Consider the following 20663-nt stretch of genomic DNA (forward strand, 5'->3'; position numbering starts at 1 on the left):
ATGGTGCGCCGCGATCGGTTGCTTTTCAAGTGCGGAGGTCTCAGCTCTCCGGCTCCTCCGTCTGCCGGGGCACCTGCTCTCGCCGATCAAAAAACCGCAGGCCGAAGAAGCCGGCAAGAAAGCCGCCAATATGGGCTTCCCAGGCGATCTGGCCGTCAATGCCGGGCGCCAGGCCGAAGAGGCCGGTCGCCAGGTTGATCACCATCCACATGGCGAGAAAGGTGACGACGCCACGCGAGCGCAGGACCGCCGCCATCGGCAAAAGCCGGCCAGCGAAGGCGGCCTTGCCCGACGAGCGGTCGATGCGGAAGCCGTAGCGCGCCGCCGCGCCCATCATGCCGGAAATCGCGCCGGAGGCGCCAACCAGCGGTGCCTCGCCAAGCGGGTGCATGGCCCAGAACAGCGCCACCGCCGCCAGTCCCGTGGCGGCGAAGAACAGGCTGAAGCGCAGCGCGCCGAAGCGGTTGGCCAACGGTGAGCCGAAGGCCGCAAGCCACACCATATTGATGGCAAGATGGGCAAAGCCGCCATGCAGGAAGGCATAGGTAAAAGGGCTTGAAAACGCGAAGAAATCCAGGTCGAAGCGGCCGGAATAGCGGATCGGCACGAAGGCAGCCCGGACAAGCAGTTCGAAGTCCTGGTCGTCGGTCAGCCAATAGACCCGGATCAGATGGACCGCGACGCAGATGCCGATCACCGCCAGCACCACGGGCGGCAGGTTGAACACCGGCTCGCGGCGCTGCTCCGGTTCGCGGGCGACAGGCCCACCCTGGCCCTGCTCGATCTCCGGTGGGCTTTCTGGGTCACTCATATGGCTTGCACTCAGTCGCTGGATTGGACTTCGCGAGCATGTAGATCACGGCCAACCGAATCACAAACGGCGAATCAGCAGGCCCGAATCGAAAAAGAAGCCGTCCAAGGTTTCCCTTGAACGGCTGGTCGAGCCCCCTTGCTCCCCCTGAACTCTTGACTGAAGTGCTGCCGATCGTCGCAAAACGACCGCTTCTGGAGTGGTTTTGGTGTGCCACAGGGCTGGCAGGCGCGCAACGTAAACCAGTTGTTAACCTTAACCGCCCCGACCCGTGAACAAGTATTAACGATGCTGGCACGCATCCTGCTCCGCAACGCATGTAGGTCTTCGGAGGGCGCCCTTCTGTTCACCGATGGGACATCAGAAGACAGAATGCGCGGAGCAGCATTAGCATGAACCAGACCGGATCGATCACGCTGTTCCATTATTGGAACCGGTTGCGTGACGGACGCCCTGCCCCGAAGCGCTCGGAAGTCGAACCGGCCGACATCAAGTCGCTGCTGGCCGACACGTTTATCCTGGAAAAGGACACACGCGGCGAAGCGGTGTTCCGGCTGGCCGGCACCAGGCTTTGCGCAGTCTATGGCCGCGAACTCAAGGGGTTTTCATTCCCTTCGCTGTGGCGCGAAAAGGACCAGCGGCTGATCTCGAAGCTGACCGATGGCGTCTTCGACCTGAAATCGGCAGCCCTCATTACCTATGAGGGTTTCAGCCGCAATGGCCGCTCCAACAGGTTTGAGCTGCTCGCGTTGCCGCTCGACGGCGGGGTAGAGAGCCCGCGTTGCCTCGGCGTGATAAGCGCCGTCGAAAAGCCCTTCTGGCTGGGCGCCGACCCGGTTTCCGACGCGTTGATCGATTCGATCCGTGTCGTCGATCCCGACAAGGAGCCGATGTTCCTGAAGAACCGGCCGGCGATAGAGGTTCCCTCGCTCGCCCCGTCGGAATTCGACCCGCCTGAGACGATTTCGGCGCTCGGCCAGGCCCGCCGCATCCGTCACCTGGTCGTCTTCGACGGCGGACGCGAGGAATGATGCCCAAAGCTTAAAGCAACAGCGCCGGGTTTTCCCCTTTGTTAACCTGCTTTGTTGTAGTTTTCCGCTGAAATTCCCCGCATCCATGCGCGGAATGCCGAACGGGGTATGGCAGTGATGAGGTCAGCGGCGGTCGACCATGCACCGTCCCAAGCTGAAAGGCGTAACTTTCAGCGCGTCCGCGTGAAGATTTACGGACGCTTCATGCTGGAAGACCGCACCGAACATCCCTGCCAGGTAGTCGACATGTCGCCCGGCAACGTTTCGCTGCGCACCGAGCGCGCCGGCCTGGCTGGCGAAAAGGTCATTGCCTATATCGATCATATCGGACGCATCGAGGGCGTCATTACCCGCACTTTGCAGGATGGCTTTGCGATGACCGTCATCGCGTCGGAGCGCAAGAGGGACAAGCTCGCCGCGCAACTGACCTGGCTTGCCAACAAGCACGAGCTCGACTTGCCGGAAGACCGCCGCCATGAACGCGTCGCGCCGCGTAACCCGACGAGCGTGCTGCAGCTTGCCGACGGACGGCAGTACCAGTGCCGCATCATCGACCTGTCGCTGTCGGGCGCGGCGATCGAGATCGACGTCAAGCCGGCCATCGGCGTCCAGGTGACGCTGGGCACCATGCGCGGCCAGGTGGTGCGCCATTTCGAAGATGGCATCGCCATCGAGTTCGCCGTCATCCAGCGCCCCGAAACGCTTGATACCGAATTCAGCTCACCGCGCGGCTGACGCGGAAGCGCCATCGGGAAGCGAGGCTGGCGATCCTTCGCGCCCTTCTCTGCCCCGCCATCCTAGCTGTTCGAACGGGGCGACAAAACAAAGGAACGCACCCGGCTAGAATCCATAAACAATTCTATACTCAATTGCATCAAATTTTATGTTTATTCTATTGTTGTTTTACTTAATGTCTACTTCGCGCTTTTGCGTCAAATAAATCCAGCCGTGTCATTGTCTCCTCAAACGGGGAGACTGAATAATGAAAAGGATGAGGGGCAAGCTGTTGCTGGCGGCAATAGCGATGCAGCTTTTCGGCTGGGGGATTGCAAACGCGGCGGAGCCGGCCTTCATGCACACCGGCGGCCGCACCACACAGCCGGTCGGTCACTACGAATTGTGCCAGCAGCTTCCGCGGGAATGCAATCAGAGGACGCCTGACCAGGCACCGGTCGAGCTCACCCGCAAGCTGTGGGCGACGATCGTCAAGATCAACAATTCGGTCAACAGCAAGGTCGCGCCGCGCACCGACATGGAAATGTGGGGCAAGGAGGAAGTCTGGTCCTTTCCCAATAACGGCTTCGGCGACTGCGAGGACTATGCGCTGGAAAAGCGCCGCGAGCTGATGAGCATCGGCGTGCCGGCCGGCGATCTGCTGATGACGGTCGTGCGTCAGCGCAACGGCGACGGCCATGCGGTGCTGACCGTGCGCACCAGTCTTGGCGAGTTCATCCTCGACAATCTCCAACCCAAGGTGCTGTCCTGGACCAATACCGGCTACACCTATCTGAAGCGCCAGTCCGAGCGGAATTCCGGCGCCTGGGTGACGATCAACGACGGCCGCTCCGACGCGGTCGCCAGCGTCCGCTGAGGACGCCAATGCATGTCGCCCAAAAGCGCGTAGCGGTTTTGGGATAACGACATTCATAAAACAGAGGTTAAGTGCGTCGCATTACTTCGCGCTTTAGGAGAAACCCGGTCGAGTCCCCCCCCTCCCCGTCCCCAACGACCGGGTTTAAGGAGCCGGCCCCGTCCCCGGGCCGGCTCCACCATTTCCGGCGGAACAACATCTCGATACAGTTATCTCGGCTTTGCCTCCAACTGCGCTTCGTCATCCAAGCTGTCTCACGATCGTTTGTGGGATACGAGCTGCCGTTTGCCGTCGAAACGCTGTTACTTGCCCCTGATGCGGAACGCGTCGACAAAGGCGGAAAACGCCGGAGAGGGATGGCGTCGGCTTGGATAGTACAGGTGGTAACCCTGGAAGGTCGGGCACCATTTGGTCAGGACCTCCTGAAGAAGGCCCCTCTCAATGTGTGGCAGGACGAGTTCGCGCGGTAGATAGGCCAAGCCCACTCCGTCAAGCGCGGCCTGGATCGCCGGCCCCATGTTGTTAAGCGTCAGTTGCCCCTCGACCCGAGCGCTGAACTCGCGCGCGCCCTCCCGCAATTCCCATGCATAGACCGATCCTGACGTCGGCAGCCGGTAGTTGATGCAGTTATGGTCGGTCAGCTCCTGCGGTGTCTCCGGCGGTGACCGGTGGGCGAAGTAATGGGGTGATCCGACCACAGTGTAGGTCACGTCGGCTCCGATGCGCACGGCTACCATGTCCCGGGCAATGGACTCGCCCAGCCGAACACCGGCGTCGAACTGGCGCTCGACGATGTTGGTGAAGGCGTTATCGACCACCAACTCGACATTGATATCGGGGAAGTCGCTCAGGAACCTTGGCAGCCGGGCGCGGAAGACAATGTCGACCGAATCGTCGGTGCACACCAGGCGAATGTTGCCGGACGGCCTTTCGCGCAGGACGCCGAGAGCGCTGACCTCAGCCGCGATGCCTTCGAAATGCGGTTCGATGCCTTCCTTGAGGCGTTGACCGGCCGCCGTCGGGGCCACGTCGCGCGTGGTGCGAGACAGAAGACGGACGCCAAGCCGCGACTCCAGCGACTTGATGGTGTGGCTAAGTGCCGAAGGAGTGACGCCGAGCTTGGCGGCTGCTCGGGTGAAGCTCCGCGTCCGGGTGATCTCCAGAAACGCGCGCATTTCGGCGAACTCGTCGCGTGGCATTGATGAGCCTCATTCACAACCACATCAAAATTATACCCGCTAGTCGCATTTGGCCAGCCCGACTACTTAGTTCGGGAACGGACAGGAGACTGCCTTATGACCATTGAACTCGCGCTGGGCGAGGCCGCCGCTGCTGACAACACGACCCCATGGTCTGCGTTGGTCTGCCTGTCGCTGCTGACCTTCCTTCTGGTTGGACTGGAGTTCCTGCCAGTGAGCCTGCTCACCCCGATCGCTCAGGATCTGGCCGTCTCCGAGGGTCAGGCCGGCCAGGCAATCGCGGTATCCGGATTCTTCGCCGTGGTTACCAGCCTCTTCGGCAATTCGCTGTGGCGAAACGTCGATCGACGGACGGTAGTTCTGCTCCATACGGCAGTGCTGGCCGCATCGAGCCTGGCGGTGGCGGTTGCTCCCAACTTCCTGGTCTTCCTGGCCGGGCGGGCGCTGGTCGGCATCGTGATCGGCGGTTTTTGGTCACTGTCGACGGCCATTCTGGCCCGCCTGGCCGCGGGACCCGACCTGCCCAAGGCCATTGCCTTGCTCCAGGGTGGCACTGCGTTCGCATTGGTGATCGCGGCGCCCGTCGGCAGCCTCCTCGGATCGCTGATCGGATGGCGGGGAACCTTCTTCGTCACTGTCCCCATCGGCCTCGCGGCGCTCGTGTGGCAGTTGGCCGTTCTCCCGAAGTTGCCACCGATGGAGACCGCCTCGGTGTCGAGCATGTTCGGCCTGCTGCGGAATCGCAGATTCGCCATCGGCATGGGCGCGACCGGGCTCGCTTTCATCGGGCAGAACGCGCTCTCGATCTATCTGCGGCCGTTTCTGGAAAACGTGACGGACCTCGAGGTCAGCACCCTCTCAATAGCTTTGTTGGGCGTCGGCCTCGGTGGCCTGGCGGGACTGTCGATCATCGGCCTCATCCTCCGGCGGCACCTCACAGCCGTGCTGATCGGGCTGCCGAGTGCACTCGCGGTCTTCGCTCTACTGCTGATTGCCTTTGGACCGTTTGCAGGCGCCACGGCCGGCCTGCTGGTTCTTTGGGGATTTTTCGCGACTCCGATCCCGGTGGCATGGAACACCTGGATGACCACGCTCATCCCTGAAGACCTGGAGGCCGGGGGCGGACTGCAGGTTGCCCTGATCCAGCTCGCGATCGCGGGCGGCGCTATCGCGGGAGGCCTGCTGTTCGACGCGGCCGGCTGGTGGAGCGCCTTCCTTCTCGCCGCCGTCCTGCTCACGGGTTCGGCCTTGCTCGCCGCCTCGGCCGGCCCCCGCACCTGAACTCTTTCAATTCTTGTCTAGGAGAATCTCATGTCCGAAGGAATCGAGAACAAGGTCGTCGTCATCACCGGTGCCAGCAGCGGCCTCGGTGAAGCGACGGCACGCCATCTTGCCGCGCGAGGCGCTTCCGTGGTCCTGGGTGCACGCCGGTCACACCGCATCGACGCCCTTGTCCAGGAACTGACCGCCGCTGGGCTCAAAGCCAAGGCCGTCACTACGGACGTCACCGACGCCGGCCAGGTCCAGAACCTGGTGAACACGGCGGTCCGGGAATTCGGCCGCATCGACGTGATGCTCAACAATGCGGGCCTCATGCCGTTGGCCCCGCTCGAACGGCTCAAGGTCGACGAATGGGACCAGATGATCGACGTCAACATCAAGGGCGTTCTTTACGGCATCGCGGCCGCGCTTCCGTACATGAAGGAGCAGCGATCGGGGCACATTATCAATGTCTCGTCCGTATACGGCCATGTGGTCAACGCGGGTGCGGCGGTCTATTGCGCCACCAAGTTCGCCGTGCGTGCGCTGTCCGAGGGTCTGCGGAAAGAGGTGAAACCCTACAACATCCGCACCACGGTGATCTCGCCGGGCGCTGTCAGCACAGAGTTGCTCGAGCACATCAGCGAGAAGGATATCCAGCAGGACACTAGGGACTTCGTGAGCAAGATCACCGTGGGGCCGGATACGTTTGCCCGCACGGTCGCCTTCGCGATCAACGAGCCCGACGACGTCGATATCAACGAGATCTTGTTCCGGCCGACCGCCCAGCCGGTTTGACTTGGAAGGGGCTGTGCTTTCGGTATCCGGCTCCACCATTTCTGGATCGGCTAGACCTTCTTCAGCCCAGCCCTGAATCGCCTGCCGTTGGCCACATAATGCGCGGCCGAGGCGCGCAGCCTGGCGATTGCGGCTTCGTCGAGCGTCCTGACGACGCGCGCGGGCGAGCCGACGATCAGCGAATTGTCGGCGAATTGCTTACCTTCGGTGACCAGCGCGCCGGCCCCGACCAGCGAGTTGTTACCGATCTTCGCGCCGTTCAGCACGATGGCGCCCATGCCGATCAGGCTGTTGTCGCCGATTGTGCAGCCATGCAGCAAGGCACGGTGGCCGATCGTGCAGCCTTGGCCGACGATCAGCGGAAAGCCGGCGTCGGTGTGCATGATTGTGTGCTCCTGCACGTTTGTGTCGGCGCCGATGACGATCGGCTCGTCGTCGCCGCGGATAACGACGCCGAACCAGAAGCCGGCATTGCGGCCGATCCTGATATTGCCGATCAGCGTGGCGTCGGGCGCGATCCAATTGCTGTCGGCGTCCTCGAAGGCGGGCGCTTTTCCGTCAATCGCGTAGATGGGCATTGCTGTCTCCAGATCGTCTCACACCGACAAGCTGCCAGACCCTAGAAGCGAAGCCGCCCAGGACGCAATGGCGATCACCACCATGCCCAGCGCCAGCGCCCAGATGGTCGCTGTACAGCCGCAGGAGATCAGCCCCAGCACCGAGATGCGACGCTCGCGCCAGGCGTCCAGCGCCTCGTTGGCGAACATCAGCGGCCCGGCGCAAGCCGTCGCCGCGAGCGAGCGCAGCATGTGCTTCGACGATACATAGGGCTGGACGAAGGCAAGCTTGCGGCCGGCGATCAGTTCCATCGCCGATCCGGCCAGGCCGCAAGCCGTCAGCCCGGCCATAAAACTGAATATGATTTGTTCGACCGGCCCCATCTTTACCCTCCGTTTACCATGAAATCGCACAGTCGTCCGCAAAAGCTGCGAAGCAAGAGCCGTGCCGCGCGGAAATGTGCCGCTCAGGCACACCCGACGGGACGGTAAACGAGGGTCGCGATGAAGCAGGGAGCCGCCACGGAGGGCCAGCAACTCAGCGTCGTCGATTCGACGCTGATGAAGCGGGTGTTTTATGCATTCGCAACGCTGGCGGTGCTTTCGGTGGCGATCAGCCTTGGCGGCAGATGGTTCGGCCGCTCGATCGCCATGGCCGGGTACACCGACGACACCACGGTCCACAAGGTCGTCATCGGCAACAACATCATCGCCGTGCCGGCCAATGTCATCCGCTTTGCCCAGGCCCGGCGCGACGGCATCGCCTCACGGCTCGACCTCTATCTGCGCTATCCCGAGATGGACGGCTACAGCGAGGCTGCCCGCAGCGACTTCAACCACACCGGACCCAGCAAGGACATCGTCTTCCTGTCGTTCGAGCCGCAGATGATGTCGCGCGACATGAGCGGCCGCTTCGCGCCGATCTACAGTGCGCTGATTGCCAAGCCGGGTACGCCTGGCCCTGGCGGCACGACGCTTTACGCCTTCAGCGAAAAGTCAGGCTATCTCAACGAAGTGCTGGCGGTCGCCGACCGCCCCGGCAAGGATCCGTTTGTCGCACGCTGCCTGAGCGGCCCGAGCGCGGACGAATCGCTAGCGCCCTGCGAGCGCGACATCCTGGTCGGCGACAATCTCAGCCTCACCTACCGCTTCCCCCGGGAATTCCTTGGCGACTGGCAGGCGCTCGACGCGGCGATTTTGGGCGAGGCAGCGCGTGTGCTGAAGACCGGGCGGTAGGGCTTGATCCTTTGACCGACCCTGAAGGGCTGAGGGCTGGAGCCCCGGCCAATCGGGCTACCAATCTCCAGGGTTTGCGATTAGCTGTGGGCCCACCACGCCTTCGTCATCCTAGGGCGGAGCAGGAGCGAAGCGACGTCGCGGAGACCCTAGGATCCATGCCGTTACGCCAGTCGAAGAATGCAGCGGCTCAGAACGGTGCTTGCATCCGCAACAATGCCTACTACCCTTCAGCCATGACGGGCTATGCCTACATGACTGCAAGCCAGAAGCGCGGCACGATCTACATCGGTGTCACCAACGACCTCGGCCGCCGCATGCCGGAGCACAAATCTGGCGAAGGCTCGCGCTTCACCAGCCGCTACGGCGTACAGCGTCTGGTCTGGTACGAGGAACATTTCGACATTCGCGACGCCATCCAGCGCGAGAAGTCGCTGAAGCGCTGGCCACGCCGGTGGAAGATCGAGCTGATCGAGAAGACCAATCCAGAGTGGTTCGAACTTTTTCGCGGGAGTGGTTGGTAGAGGACGCCCAGCCGGTGCCAAGAAGCATTCGATTCTGGTCAGAGCGGAGCACTGCCGCGAGGTAACGGCATGGATCCCAGGGTCTGCGCCGCGTCGCTTCGCTCCTTGCTCCGCCCTGGGATGACGAAGGGAGGGATGCTCCAGCCAGTCTCCGACGTCTGCGCTCCGCCATCAGGCGGTCCCGCCTGCAACAAGCAGGGTCCGGCCAGCTAAATCTCCGGCTCAGGCCAGATCGATGTCGAGGATCGCCATCGAGAAATTATAGTCCCCGTCGTCCTCGTCCTTGAAGACGATGCCGAGGAACTCGTCGCCGACATAGACCTCGGCCGAATCTTCCTTGCGCGGCCGCGCCTTCACTTCGAGTTTTGGGTTCTGGAAGGTGCGCTTGAAATAGGCGTCCAGCTTTCTGATTTCGTCCGGCTTCAACAGTCTTCTCCGATTGTCGCTTGCTAAAGTGCGTCGCGTCTGAAGAGATCGATGCGACGCGCTTTGAATCTTGCTTCATCCATGTCGCTATCCCAAAACCGCTGGGCACTTTTGGGCGACATGCATTGGTGAGCGCGCTTCTGGCACGTCGACAATGGCCATGTAAAGGCAAGCCGGCATAGGGGGCAGGAATTCAGCCCTGCCCGAGCACTCAGATGTCGAAGCTGACGACGTGGTCCATCGTCTGCGATGGCAACAGCTGGTCCATCTGCCGCGACGGCTGATCGCAGCCGGTCTCGCCGACGACGCGGGCCGGCACGCCGGCAACCGTCTTGTTGTGCGGCACCGGCGACAGCACCACAGAGCCGGCCGCGATCTTCGAGCAATGGCCGATCTCGATATTGCCGAGGATCTTGGCGCCGGCGCCGATCAGCACGCCGTAGCGGATCTTGGGGTGGCGGTCGCCGCCGGCCTTGCCGGTGCCGCCCAGCGTGACGCCGTGCAGGATCGACACGTCGTCCTCGATCACCGCCGTCTGGCCGACGACGAGGCCGGTGGCGTGGTCGAGGAAGATGCCCTTGCCGATGCGGGCGGCCGGATTGATGTCGGTCTGGAACACCGAGGACGACCGGCTCTGCAAATACAGCGCAAAATCCTGGCGGCCCTGGTTCCACAGCCAATGCGCCAGCCGGTGCGTCTGGATGGCATGAAAACCCTTGAAGTAGAGCACCGGCATGATGAAGCGGTCGCAGGCCGGATCGCGGTCGTAATAGGCCTGGATGTCGACGCGCACCGTCGTCGACCAATCCTTGTCGTCGGCCGCCATTGCCTTGAATGTCTGGCGAATGAGGTCGGAGCCAATGTCCTGGTGGGCGAGGCGCTCGGCCAGCCGGTGAATGACCGCTTCTTCCAGGTTTTCCTGGTTGAGGATGGTCGAATAGAGGAACGCCGCCAGCAGCGGATCGCGGTTGACCGCTTCCATCGCTTCATCGCGGATCGAACGCCAGATCGGATCTACCGGCTGCACCATGGTGGGACGAGAAATCGTAACGCTGTTCATCTGATGTCTCCGGCCATCCAATGTCTCGGCCATCCACTGTCTCGGTTGCGGCTTGCCTATTCTCCGGCCGCACCTATAAGCCAGATCATAGCACGGGTGAACTCAATTTTCCTTAGTGCTTCGTCAAATGGATTTGGTTGGCGGAATTTCAAGCAGCCATGGAAAACGCAACCTTGATCGACGAGACCCTGAAGCGCGAGCTTTCCGCGCTCTATGAGGCCCAAGATCGCCACTACCACGACCTTGGCCATATCGAGGCGATGCTGGCGCTGGCCAATGATTACAAGGCGTTGCTGCACGATCCTGAAGCAGTCGAAGCGGCGATCTGGTTCCACGACGCGATCTACGACAGCCGCGCCAAGGACAATGAGGCGAGGAGTGCCGCACTTGCCGAGGAGAAGCTCGCCGGCCGCGCCGACGCACAACGCATCGGTCGCATCGCGGCGATGATCACTGCAACTGCCAGCCACGAATTGCCGCCCCTTGGCGATCAACATGCGGTTCGTGACGCGGCGCTGTTCCTCGACATGGACCTGGCGATCCTGGGTGCCGCGCCCGACGTGTTCGACGCCTACGAACAGGCGGTTCGCCGCGAATACCAGTGGGTCGACGAGCCGATGTGGCGGGCCGGCCGTGCCGCGGTCCTGAAGGGCTTCCGCGCGCGTCCGCATATCTTTCACAGCGAGGAATTCCGCCGGCGCTTCGAAACGCGGGCCAAGCAAAACATTGCACGCTCGCTCAGGGCGCTCGACAATCGCCCAGGCGGATCGTAGGTCGACGCGTCGCTCGCTGGCCCGCCGGAGGTTTGCCCGAAATCAGGTGAATGCGCCAAAAGTCGATGCCATTCCCCACAACATGAACACCCCAGCCGCCAGCGACGCACCATTGACCACGATGCCAGCCAGGCCGAGCACACGATTGTCGTTTGGGCGACCAACGGCCATCAACCCGAAGACCACTCCCGTAAGATGTGCCAAAGGCCCGGCCAGAAAAAATACCGCAGCGAAGAAGCCCGTCGCACTGTTCTGGAGCAGCGGAGACGCGTCGCTCGGCATTGCTATCAACGCGGTGATCGCCATCGCCCCTGCCGCTAAAGCAGCCAGCGCTAGAACAACGGACCATTCGCCGAACGTGCTTTTTGCAATGACGCCCGGCAAAGCGGCGTCGGTCCTTCCCCATTGTGCCATGATACCCCCTTGCCCTCCGTTCAGCGCATGGCGGGTTTGAACCGATCCACACGTCGCGCTTATTTACTCCTGTATCGTTGCAAAACCGCTAAGGACCCCAGCTTCAGGCGCAATGGCCGCTTTGGGAGCCGTCCATCAACGCGGATGCTCGGCATAAAACTCCAGCACGCGCTGCTTGAAGGTCTTGTCGCCGACCGCCAGCATATGGTCGCGGCCTTCGATGTGAAAAGCCCTGGCGTTGGGCATCAGAGCGGCGAGTTCATCCGGCGAGCCGCCGATGCCGTCCTTGGTGCCGACGGCGATCAGCGTCGGCTGGGCAATGCGGGCAATGTCGGCCTCGCTCAGCAATTCGCGCGAGGTGGCGATGCAGGCGGCGAGAGCCCGGCGATCACTGCGGGTCTGATCGGCGAAGGCGCGGAACGAGCGGCCGCGCGGGTCGCTGGTGCCTGCCGGATCCTCGGCCAGGAGGGCATCGGCTATCGGATCCCAGTCGCCAACGCCGTCGACCATGCCGACGCCGAGACCGCCGAAGACCAGCGTCGCCACCTTGTCCGGGTTGGAGAGCGCCAGGAACGCCGATATGCGCGCGCCCATCGAATAACCCATGACATGGGCGCGTTCGATGCCGAGATGGTTCAAAAGCGCTGCCGCGTCGGACGCCATTTTTGCCGGCGTGTAGTCGGCTTCGTCATAGCTCTTCGACGACGAGCCATGGCCGCGATTGTCGAAGGCGATCGCACGGTAGCCGGCATCGTTCAGCGTCTTGAACCAGCCGGGTGACACCCAGTTGACGTAATGGCTCGAGGCAAAGCCGTGGATCATCAGCACCGGATCGCCCTGCCCCGATGCCGGTTGGCGGTCAAGGAAAGCAAGGTCGAAACCATCATGGGAGAAGAACTGCATCGGCCGAAGATCCTGCCCGTTCGTTCAGTCGGAATCGACACTCGGCGCGTCGCCCTTGTCGGGCGGCGGCATGGCCGGCCCCGGCGCCGTGCCGATGGCCGGATGGCGCAGCAGGTCGCCGTCCTTAATGCCCTTTTTGGCGGCGGTGCCTGCCTTGAGCTCGAGCACGAAGCGCACCGGTTCGTCCGGCGAGATGATCGCCTCCGACTGCGGCTCGCCTTGCTTGATCGCCCGGATCCGGCCGTCCTGGCCGACGAAGATCAGGTCGAGCGGCATCGGCGTGTTCTTCATCCAGAAGCTCACATCCTGCGGCGCACCGAACACGAACAGCATGCCGTGATTGTCGGCCATGTGCCGGCGGAACATCAGGCCGGCCTCGCGCTCGGCGGGCGTGTCGGCAATTTCGACGGAGAAAGAACGCTCGCCGGCCTTCGTCACCGCGACCAGCGGCGCCGGGTCGACGGGAAGGATCATCGCCTTGCCGTCGGCCAAACTCGGTTGCTGAAAATAGAAGAAGGCGCTTGCGGCGACGATGAGGAAAATCCCGGCGCAGAGCGCGCCCGCCGTCAGCCGGTTCCTGTGAGCCATATGAAATCCTCGACCGGAACTAATGCGAGACCGGCAAGGTACCCATATCGGGGTGAATTTCGGCAGCCATAAGGCCTTTGTCGCCGCGTCCGAAGCGGACCAGCACCACCTGGCCCGGGCGGAGTTCGGTGATGCCGTAGCGGCGCAGCGTCTCCATGTGGACGAAAATATCCTCGGTGCCCTCGCCCCGGGTCAGAAAGCCGAACCCTTTGGTGCGGTTGAACCATTTCACCAGCGCCCGTTCGAGGCCGCTTTCCGGCGTCACCGCGACATGGGTGCGCTGCTCCTGCATCTCCGCCGGATGGATCGCCGTGGTGACATCCATCGAGAGCACGCGGAAGGCCTGCAGCCCGCGCTCGCCCTGCTTGACCAGGCAGACGACACGGGCGCCTTCAAGCGCGGTCTGAAAACCGTCCTTTCGAAGGCATGTCACATGGAGGAGGATGTCGCCCGAAGTACCATCATCGGGAAGGATGAAACCGTAGCCCTTGGCTACGTCGAACCATTTGATGGCGCCAGCGATTTCGACGAGATCGGCCGTATCGGCGCTCTCATCCCGCTTCAACGCATCGTTACCGGCCCCGTCCCGCCCCATGAAAGAGGCCTTTTCCCCCATAAGAACGCCCCCTTTTTTCAAGAAACACTGCAACTGATTCTTGGTATCAGATTAACACCGCGGCTTCCGGTGTGTGCAAGACCTGACGTGCCTTTTTTCACGGTTCCGTACAGGAATAGCGGATTTGCCGTTTGCCGGCGCTGGCAGGCGTGGCCGATTGCCCTTTGGCCGGGCCGCCCCTATGGTGCGCCGCAACGCAACATAAGGAGGAAATCATGCGCTATCTGCACACCATGGTCCGCATCGCCGACATCGATGCTTCGCTCGATTTCTACTGCAACAAGCTTGGCCTCAAGGAAGTGCGCCGCCATGAAAACGAGCAGGGCCGCTACACGCTGATCTTCCTCGCCGCGCCCGAAGACGAGCAGAGCGGCATCTCCGAAAAGGCGCCGCTGATCGAGCTGACCTACAATTGGGACCCGGAAGACTACAAGGGCGGCCGCAATTTCGGCCATCTCGCCTATGAGGTCGACGACATCTACGCCACCTGCCAGCGGCTGATGGACAATGGCGTTATCATCAACCGGCCGCCGCGCGACGGCAACATGGCGTTCGTCAAATCGCCGGACGGCATCTCGATCGAGCTGTTGCAGAAAGGTCCGGCCAAGCCGAAGGCCGAGCCGTGGGCCTCGATGCCGAACACCGGCAGCTGGTAACCGATCACGCTATCTTGAGCGGACGCAGGCGGCGCCCTGGTTCTGTTTTCGCGTCCGCCTTCCCAAGGAGAATTCATTCATGCCGGCCAGCCATGTCGACGTCGCCACCGAACATGCCAGCCGCTATCTGCAGCAGCTGTGCAAACATTGGGCGCACAAGTTTCCCGTCGAATTCGACCCGAACCACGGCACCATCGATCTGACGCTCGGCCGCACGGTTCTCGATGCGGATCCGGCTGCGCTGCACATTGCGGTGACGGCCGATGAAGCTGGCTCGCTCGAGCGCCTGGAAACGGTCGTCGCCGAGCACATCAAGCGCTTCGCCTTCCGTGAAGAGCTGGCATTCGACTGGAAACGCGCTCCGGCCGCGTAGACGACCTGTCAACCGCGGGCCTTGGCCATCTCGAGCAGCATCAGCACGGTGCGCCAGTTGCGCGCCGTGCAGTGCACCTTCAGAACGCGCGGGATGAGATTGGCAAAGACCGATTTGCCGAGGCCGTCGGGCGCATGCAGGTAGAGCACGTCGCCCTTGATCTCGAAGCGTTCGGGCCCGGTGCATTTTTCCGCCAGCCGGGCGATCTCCTCGGCGGTCGGCCGGCGCTCCAGCGCATAAGCATGCAGCTTGGTCGGCTCGCCGGCCACTTCCGGATAGGGATTGTCCGCCGCCAGCCGCTCGAGCCAGCCGAGATCGCGCACCATGATGCGCGAATGGAAGCCCCATTTCTTCTCGAATTCCGCTTCCAGCCGCCTGGTCAGCATCGCCGCATCGCCGTCTGGCGACCGGAACACGGCGTTGCCGCTCTGCACATGGGTGGCGATATCGGAGAAGCCGAGCTGCTCCAAGAATGACCTGAGCTCCGCCATCTTGACGATGCGGTTGCCGCCGACATTGATGCCGGAAAACAGCGCGATAAAAACCTTCGCCTGAGTGCTCGGAAGATCGTTGCTGCTCATATGATGAACCCGGCGAGCGTCTCGTTGTCGGTGATGTCCTGGTAATGGACGCTCTCGGCGTCGAAATTCGCCTTGAGCAGGTCGAAATTGCGGCGGTCCTTGGTTTCGATGCCGATCAGCACCGAACCGAAATTGCGCGCCGATTTCTTCAGATATTCGAAGCGGGCGATGTCGTCGTCGGGGCCTAGCAATTCGAGGAAATCGCGCAACGCGCCGGGCCGCTGCGGAAAGCGGATGATGAAGTATTTCTTCAAGCCCTCGAAGCGCAGCGCCCGTTCCTTCACATCCGGCAGCCGCTCGAAATCGAAATTGCCGCCAGACACCACGGCGACGATGGTCTTGCCCCTGATTTCCTTTTTGGAAAAATCCTTGAGCGCATCGATCGCCAGCGCACCGGCCGGCTCGAGCACGACGCCTTCGACATTGAGCATTTCGATCATGGTCGCGCAGAGCCGGTTTTCCGGGATCAGCCGTACGGCATCGGCAGCAAACTCCTTGAGGTGGCGCAACGGCTCGCGGCCGATCTCGGCCACCGCCGCTCCGTCGACGAAATTGTCGACCTTGGCGAGCTTGACCCGCTTTCCGGCGGCAAGGCTCTCACTCAGGCTCGGGGCGCCGGCCGGCTCGCAAAAGACGAAGCGCGTTTCGCGGTGCTGGTCGGCGAAATAATGGGTGACGCCGGCGGCCAGGCCGCCGCCGCCGACCGGCAGCATGACAATGTCGGGCATGCGCGCACCGGGCATCTGGCCTGATATCTCGTAGGCGACGGTCGCCTGCCCTTCGATGATGTCCTTATGGTCGAACGGCGGCACCATGTGGGCGCCGGCAGTTTCGGTGAATTCGAGTGCCGCGCGGTAGCAGTCGTCGAAAAAATCGCCGACCAGCCTGATCTCGACGAACTCGCCGCCGAACAGCCGCGTCTTGTCGATCTTCTGCTGCGGCGTGGTCACCGGCATGAAGACGACGCCCTTCTTGCCGAAATGGCGGCAGACGAAGGCAAAGCCCTGCGCGTGATTGCCGGCCGAGGCGCAGACGAACAGCTCGGCAGCGTTGCCGGCGGCAAGCGTCTTGCGGAAGAAGTTGAAGGCGCCGCGGATCTTGTAGGAGCGCACCGGCGTCAGGTCCTCGCGCTTCAGCAGCACCCGCGCGCCGCTCTTCTTCGACAGATAGTCGTTTTCCTGCAGCGGCGTTTCCGGAAAGATCTCGCGCATCGCGGCAGCGGCGGCAGCGACGCGAGAGGAGAAACTGGTCATGGCAAGAGCACCCCACAGGCTAGCCGAATTCGGTCCCGCTATTGCATATCCGGCTTCACGAAGCCATTGTCCGGCCACCCTGAAAGGGTGTTCCCAAAACCTCGTTGGCCGTTAGGAGCGTCTGTTCATGCCTGTCGCATCGGTGGCCCAGAAAACCGTGTCGCTGCCGGAGTTCGGCGAGCCGACGGTGATGCCGCTGCTCCCGCTCGCCACCTATGAGGCCCGCATCAGGGCACTGGTTGCACGCGGCGGCGAAGCGGAGTTCGACGCGTTCGTCGTCTATGGCGACCGCGAACATGCCGCCAATGTTGCCTATCTCTGCGGCTACGATCCGCGCTTCGAGGAGACGCTGCTGGTCATCGTTCCCGACAAGCCGCCGAAACTGCTGGTCGGCAATGAGGGCTGGGGCTATGCCGAGATCTGCGACGGGCCGTACGAGCGCGTGCTCTACCAGACGTTCTCGCTGCCGGCGCAGCCGCGCGACCGCTCGCAAGCGCTCGCCGACATTCTTGCCGATTGCGGCCTGAAGGCCGGCCAGCGCATCGGCGCCATCGGCTGGAAACCGTTCGGTCCCGGCGATGCCGGTTTTGGCGAAACGACGCTCGACCTGCCGTCCTTCATCGCCGACACGCTACGGACGCTTGCCGGCGACAGGGGTGTGATCGTCAACGCGGCGAACCTTTTGATGAACCCTGCCGACGGCCTGCGCGCCATCAACGAGGCCGACCAGCTGGCCGCGTTCGAATTCTCCGCGACCTATTCCTCGCAAGGCCTGCGCAATGTCCTGCAGGTCATCGAACCCGGCATGACCGAATTGCAGGCGGCGCGGCTGATGGGCATCAACGGCCTGCCGCAATGCTGTCACCCGATGCTGTCGGCCGGCAGGCGCGCAGCCTATGGCTTGCCGAGCCCCCGTCTCGACGTCATCAAACGCGGCGACCCGATCACCATGGCCTATGGCATCCAGGGCTCGCTCAACGCCCGCGCCGGTTTTCTGGTCGAGGACGCGGCCGAGCTTCCAACGGGCATCCGGGACTATGTCGAGAAACTGGTCGCGCCCTATTTCTGCGCCGTCGTCGACTGGTATGAGACGGTCGGCATCGGCGTTCCCGGCGGCGCACTGTGGCAAGCGGTGCACGAGCGGATCGGCGATCGGTTCTTCGGCGTAGCGCTCAACCCCGGCCATCTCATCCATATCGACGAATGGATGCATTCGCCGGTATTTTCCGGCTCCGATATCAGATTGAAGTCGGGCATGGCCTTGCAGGTCGACATCATCCCAGCGACCGGCACCGATTATTTCACCACCAACATCGAGGACGGGATCGCGCTGGCAGACGACGCGCTGCGCGAAGAGATCGCCGCGCGCTATCCCGAAGCCTGGCGCCGCATCGAGGCGCGCCGCGCCTTCATGACCGACGTGCTTGGCATAAGGCTGAAGCCGGAAGTGCTGCCGTTTTCCAACATCCCGGCGTTCCTGCCGCCGTTCTGGCTTTCGCGCAACAGTGCGATGGCCGTCGCGAGGCACTGAGCGCATTTCGGCATCCGCGACTTACTTCTGCCGCACTTCGCCTGTCCGGGAGGGGCGGCGGAGGTGGATGGCCTTTGGTCAGGCCGGAGTGGAATTGCTTAAGTGCCCTTGAAGACGATTTGCATCATTGTCCTTGCCGCGCTGCTCGCCGGCTGCGGCGGCCGCCAAACCGAGGAACTGCTCGGCAGCGCCATGATGGCGGTGCCGGTGACGGAAATCGCCGGCAACCACTCGATCTTCATCGCAACCACCCGCAAGCGCTCCGACGATCCCAACAAGGTCTTCGACGGCGAGCGGTCGGCGACGCTGAACTATGCCCGCGTCAACGTCACCGTCCCCGGCATCCACAAGACAGGCCAGATCGAGCGGCGCTCGCGCGGCAAGTCGGACGATCCGGCCAAATACTTCATGGCTTCCGAGGTCGTCGGCTACGACACCCAGCCGAAATTCTCCAGTGCGCTCAGCGCCGACATCGCGGCGCGCGGCGGCCGCGTCATGGTCTTCGTCCACGGCTACAACACCGGCTTCGACGATGCGGTCTACCGCGTCACCCAGATCACCCATGATTCCGGCTATCCGGGCACGCCGGTGCTGTTTTCCTGGGCGTCGGGCGCCAAGACCACCGACTATGTCTACGACAAGGAAAGCGCCAGCGTTGCCCGCGACCAGCTGGAAGTAACGCTGAGAATGCTGGCGCAGACCGGCGCGCGGCGCATCGACATCGTCGCCCATTCGCTGGGAACCTGGGTCACCATGGAGGCGCTGCGCCAGCTCGCCATTACCGGCGACCGCGATCTCGGCGGCAAGCTCGGCGACGTCGTGCTGGCCTCGCCCGACATCGACGTCGACGTGTTCAAGAGCCAGATGCGCCGCTACGGCAAGCCGGACAAGCCGTTCATCCTGCTGCTCTCCGACGACGACCGGGCGCTGCGGCTCTCCGGCTTGATAGCCGGCGCGCGGCCGCGCGTCGGCGACTACAAGGACGCCGCCGACCTCGCCAGCTATGGCGTGTCGGTCGTCGATCTCTCCAGCGTCAAGGGAGCCGACCGCTTCAACCACACCAAATTCGCCGACAATCCGGAATTGGTACAGTTGATCGGCCAGAAGCTGCGCGAGGATGACGGGTTTGCCAGCGACCGCGAAGTGACGGACCGCATCGCCTCGGTCGGACAATAGCTGCGTTGCGCGGCAGTAACTGTTGACCATCGCCGCACCATCGGAACAGTTTGAACTGGACCGTGCCTACCTCTGCCTCTATCGAATAGGCCAAGACGTCTCCGGCTCGACGTCGCCTTTGCGGGAGCCCGCGTGACCGTGCCTTCGAAGATCTTTCTCGTCGTTGCGTTCGCGCTCGCGCTGGCAAGCTGCGCCGGCCAGAACACGCACGACTTGCTCAACAAGACGACGATCACCGTGCCTGCTTCCGACATTGCGGCGACGCACAAGATCTTCGTCGCTACAACCCGGCAAAAGGCAATGAAAGCGCCCCGGCAGGTGTTCGACGGCGACCGTTCGCCGACCACCAGCTTTGCCAGCGTCGAGGTGACGGTGCCCAAAATCCACCAGCTCGGCGCCATCGAGCGGGTCAAGGGCTCGGCCAACAGCAATCCGGCGAAGGATTTCACGGCGACCGGCGTCACCTTCTACGAAGGCGCGCCGCAATTCGCCAAGGCGGTCGGCGCCGATATCGCGATGCGCGGCGACCGCGCGCTGGTTTTCGTGCACGGCTTCAACAACGGCTTCGACGACGGTATCTACCGGCTGACGCAGATCGCGCATGACACGAAATACCCAGGCACGCCGGTGCTGTTTTCGTGGGCGTCGAGCGGCAAGACGACCGGCTACATCTACGACAAGGAAAGCGCCAATGCGGCGCGCGACGATCTCGAAGCGACGCTGCGCATGCTCGCCAAGAGCCGCGCCAAGAGCATCGACATCATTGCCCATTCGATGGGGACCTGGGTGACGATGGAAGCGTTGCGCCAGCTTGCCATCACCGGCGACCGCGACCTCGGCGGCAAGCTCGGCTATGTCATCCTGGCCTCACCCGACATCGACGTCGACGTGTTCAAGAAGCAGATGATCCGCTACGGCAAGCCCGACAAACCGTTCGCCGTGCTGCTTTCGGGCGACGACCGGGCGCTCAGGCTGTCGACCCTGATCTCTGGCGACAAGCCGCGCGTCGGCGACTATGGCGACGCGGCCGACCTCGCCAGCTATGGCGTCTCGGTGGTCGACTTGACCAAGACCAAGGGCGGCGACCGGCTGAACCACGCCAAATTCGCCGACAACCCGTTCCTGGTGCAGCTGCTCGGCGACCGCCTGCGCGCCCCGGCCGGCCTCGCCTCCGAAGAGACCGCGCCGGCCCAGCTCGACAATCTCGGCCAGGGCCTCGGCAAGGCCGTCGGTTCGGTCGCCGAAATCGTCATCACCACGCCGTTCAAGGTGCTGACCATCGCCACCGGCGGCTGAAGAAGCGCCC

At 62.9% G+C, this 20663-nt stretch carries 25 protein-coding genes; 13 read left to right on the forward strand and 12 right to left on the reverse strand.

Translation table 11 applies throughout. The annotated features are described in order from the left end of the window. Nucleotides 1-40 precede the first annotated feature (40 nt). Nucleotides 41-811 carry a rhomboid family intramembrane serine protease gene (locus NKH80_RS17950; protein WP_352992768.1) on the reverse strand — a complete coding sequence of 257 codons (771 nt, stop codon included), beginning with the start codon at nt 809-811 and terminating at the stop codon, nt 41-43. A 392-nt stretch (nt 812-1203) separates the two neighbouring features. Between NKH80_RS17950 and NKH80_RS17955 the strand changes: the two genes are divergently transcribed. The 3 genes from NKH80_RS17955 to NKH80_RS17965 all read left to right on the forward strand — a co-directional run bounded on the left by NKH80_RS17955 (nt 1204) and on the right by NKH80_RS17965 (nt 3433). Continuing rightward, the gene (locus tag NKH80_RS17955; protein ID WP_352508577.1) at nt 1204-1842 is read left to right on the forward strand and encodes a PAS domain-containing protein; all 639 of its coding nucleotides are present in this window, start codon (nt 1204-1206) and stop codon (nt 1840-1842) included. Nucleotides 1843-1959: 117 nt separating this feature from the next. Continuing rightward, complete coding sequence (locus NKH80_RS17960) at nt 1960-2577, forward strand: PilZ domain-containing protein (RefSeq protein WP_254817716.1); 618 nt, start codon at nt 1960-1962, stop codon at nt 2575-2577. Nucleotides 2578-2833: 256 nt separating this feature from the next. Then, nucleotides 2834-3433 (forward strand): transglutaminase-like cysteine peptidase, encoded by a 600-nt coding sequence (locus NKH80_RS17965; protein WP_352992848.1) that lies wholly within the window; start codon nt 2834-2836, stop codon nt 3431-3433. A 302-nt stretch (nt 3434-3735) separates the two neighbouring features. Here NKH80_RS17965 and NKH80_RS17970 read toward each other — a convergent pair whose 3' ends face one another. Further along, complete coding sequence (locus tag NKH80_RS17970) at nt 3736-4632, reverse strand: LysR family transcriptional regulator (RefSeq protein ID WP_352992770.1); 897 nt, start codon at nt 4630-4632, stop codon at nt 3736-3738. A 96-nt stretch (nt 4633-4728) separates the two neighbouring features. On the opposite strand from NKH80_RS17970, the gene NKH80_RS17975 reads away from it, so the two are divergent. Beyond that, a complete protein-coding gene (locus NKH80_RS17975) occupies nt 4729-5913 on the forward strand; it encodes an MFS transporter (RefSeq protein ID WP_352992772.1) in 1185 nt (394 codons plus the stop codon). A 30-nt stretch (nt 5914-5943) separates the two neighbouring features. After that, nucleotides 5944-6690, forward strand: a complete 747-nt coding sequence (locus NKH80_RS17980) for an SDR family oxidoreductase (RefSeq protein ID WP_352992774.1) — start codon at nt 5944-5946, stop codon at nt 6688-6690. 50 nt (nt 6691-6740) lie between these two features. Here NKH80_RS17980 and NKH80_RS17985 read toward each other — a convergent pair whose 3' ends face one another. Together NKH80_RS17985 and NKH80_RS17990 are read right to left on the reverse strand one after the other, a co-directional pair. Beyond that, a complete protein-coding gene (locus NKH80_RS17985; protein WP_352992776.1) occupies nt 6741-7268 on the reverse strand; it encodes a gamma carbonic anhydrase family protein in 528 nt (175 codons plus the stop codon). Between the two features lie 18 nt (nt 7269-7286). Next, a complete protein-coding gene (locus NKH80_RS17990; protein ID WP_352508582.1) occupies nt 7287-7631 on the reverse strand; it encodes a DUF6949 family protein in 345 nt (114 codons plus the stop codon). Nucleotides 7632-7751: 120 nt separating this feature from the next. Between NKH80_RS17990 and NKH80_RS17995 the strand changes: the two genes are divergently transcribed. Together NKH80_RS17995 and NKH80_RS18000 are read left to right on the forward strand one after the other, a co-directional pair. Next, nucleotides 7752-8483 (forward strand): hypothetical protein, encoded by a 732-nt coding sequence (locus NKH80_RS17995; protein WP_352992778.1) that lies wholly within the window; start codon nt 7752-7754, stop codon nt 8481-8483. 236 nt (nt 8484-8719) lie between these two features. Next, nucleotides 8720-9007 carry a GIY-YIG nuclease family protein gene (locus tag NKH80_RS18000; RefSeq protein ID WP_352806134.1) on the forward strand — a complete coding sequence of 96 codons (288 nt, stop codon included), beginning with the start codon at nt 8720-8722 and terminating at the stop codon, nt 9005-9007. 222 nt (nt 9008-9229) lie between these two features. Here NKH80_RS18000 and NKH80_RS18005 read toward each other — a convergent pair whose 3' ends face one another. Together NKH80_RS18005 and cysE are read right to left on the reverse strand one after the other, a co-directional pair. Beyond that, entirely contained in the window at nt 9230-9433 is a 204-nt protein-coding gene (locus NKH80_RS18005; RefSeq protein WP_023674799.1) for a DUF3126 family protein, read from the reverse strand. 211 nt (nt 9434-9644) lie between these two features. Continuing rightward, nucleotides 9645-10493: a serine O-acetyltransferase gene (gene cysE, locus NKH80_RS18010; RefSeq protein WP_254817710.1), complete on the reverse strand. Its 849-nt coding sequence runs from the start codon at nt 10491-10493 to the stop codon at nt 9645-9647. A gap of 158 nt (nt 10494-10651) precedes the next feature. Between cysE and NKH80_RS18015 the strand changes: the two genes are divergently transcribed. Continuing rightward, on the forward strand, nt 10652-11266 hold the full coding sequence (locus NKH80_RS18015; RefSeq protein ID WP_352992780.1) for an HD domain-containing protein: 615 nt from the start codon (nt 10652-10654) through the stop codon (nt 11264-11266). Between the two features lie 42 nt (nt 11267-11308). Here NKH80_RS18015 and NKH80_RS18020 read toward each other — a convergent pair whose 3' ends face one another. The 4 genes from NKH80_RS18020 to NKH80_RS18035 form a co-directional block, all read right to left on the reverse strand. Then, complete coding sequence (locus NKH80_RS18020; RefSeq protein ID WP_352689917.1) at nt 11309-11680, reverse strand: hypothetical protein; 372 nt, start codon at nt 11678-11680, stop codon at nt 11309-11311. Between the two features lie 135 nt (nt 11681-11815). Then, on the reverse strand, nt 11816-12583 hold the full coding sequence (locus NKH80_RS18025; RefSeq protein WP_352992782.1) for an alpha/beta fold hydrolase: 768 nt from the start codon (nt 12581-12583) through the stop codon (nt 11816-11818). Nucleotides 12584-12607: 24 nt separating this feature from the next. Continuing rightward, a complete protein-coding gene (locus NKH80_RS18030; RefSeq protein WP_352752637.1) occupies nt 12608-13171 on the reverse strand; it encodes a DUF192 domain-containing protein in 564 nt (187 codons plus the stop codon). A gap of 19 nt (nt 13172-13190) precedes the next feature. Further along, on the reverse strand, nt 13191-13787 hold the full coding sequence (locus tag NKH80_RS18035) for a cold-shock protein (RefSeq protein WP_254817705.1): 597 nt from the start codon (nt 13785-13787) through the stop codon (nt 13191-13193). 215 nt (nt 13788-14002) lie between these two features. On the opposite strand from NKH80_RS18035, the gene gloA reads away from it, so the two are divergent. Further along, a complete protein-coding gene (gene gloA, locus NKH80_RS18040) occupies nt 14003-14443 on the forward strand; it encodes a lactoylglutathione lyase (RefSeq protein WP_352752639.1) in 441 nt (146 codons plus the stop codon). A gap of 79 nt (nt 14444-14522) precedes the next feature. After that, nucleotides 14523-14816, forward strand: a complete 294-nt coding sequence (locus NKH80_RS18045) for a DUF2218 domain-containing protein (protein ID WP_352752640.1) — start codon at nt 14523-14525, stop codon at nt 14814-14816. A gap of 8 nt (nt 14817-14824) precedes the next feature. Here the strand turns inward: NKH80_RS18045 and NKH80_RS18050 are convergent, their stop codons facing one another. Continuing rightward, a complete protein-coding gene (locus NKH80_RS18050) occupies nt 14825-15397 on the reverse strand; it encodes a DUF1697 domain-containing protein (protein ID WP_352992784.1) in 573 nt (190 codons plus the stop codon). After that, nucleotides 15394-16650 (reverse strand): threonine ammonia-lyase IlvA, encoded by a 1257-nt coding sequence (gene ilvA, locus NKH80_RS18055; RefSeq protein WP_352820923.1) that lies wholly within the window; start codon nt 16648-16650, stop codon nt 15394-15396. Before ilvA ends, NKH80_RS18050 begins: the two co-directional genes overlap by 4 nt. Before the next feature lie 127 nt (nt 16651-16777). On the opposite strand from ilvA, the gene NKH80_RS18060 reads away from it, so the two are divergent. The 3 genes from NKH80_RS18060 to NKH80_RS18070 all read left to right on the forward strand — a co-directional run bounded on the left by NKH80_RS18060 (nt 16778) and on the right by NKH80_RS18070 (nt 20653). Further along, nucleotides 16778-18181: a hypothetical protein gene (locus NKH80_RS18060; protein WP_352777960.1), complete on the forward strand. Its 1404-nt coding sequence runs from the start codon at nt 16778-16780 to the stop codon at nt 18179-18181. 102 nt (nt 18182-18283) lie between these two features. Continuing rightward, nucleotides 18284-19357: an alpha/beta hydrolase gene (locus NKH80_RS18065; RefSeq protein ID WP_254817699.1), complete on the forward strand. Its 1074-nt coding sequence runs from the start codon at nt 18284-18286 to the stop codon at nt 19355-19357. A gap of 132 nt (nt 19358-19489) precedes the next feature. Then, entirely contained in the window at nt 19490-20653 is a 1164-nt protein-coding gene (locus NKH80_RS18070; protein ID WP_023674782.1) for an alpha/beta hydrolase, read from the forward strand. Nucleotides 20654-20663 lie beyond the last annotated feature (10 nt).

It is taken from the genome of Mesorhizobium sp. M0904 (assembly GCF_040319475.1).
Taxonomy (GTDB): Bacteria; Pseudomonadota; Alphaproteobacteria; order Rhizobiales; family Rhizobiaceae; genus Mesorhizobium.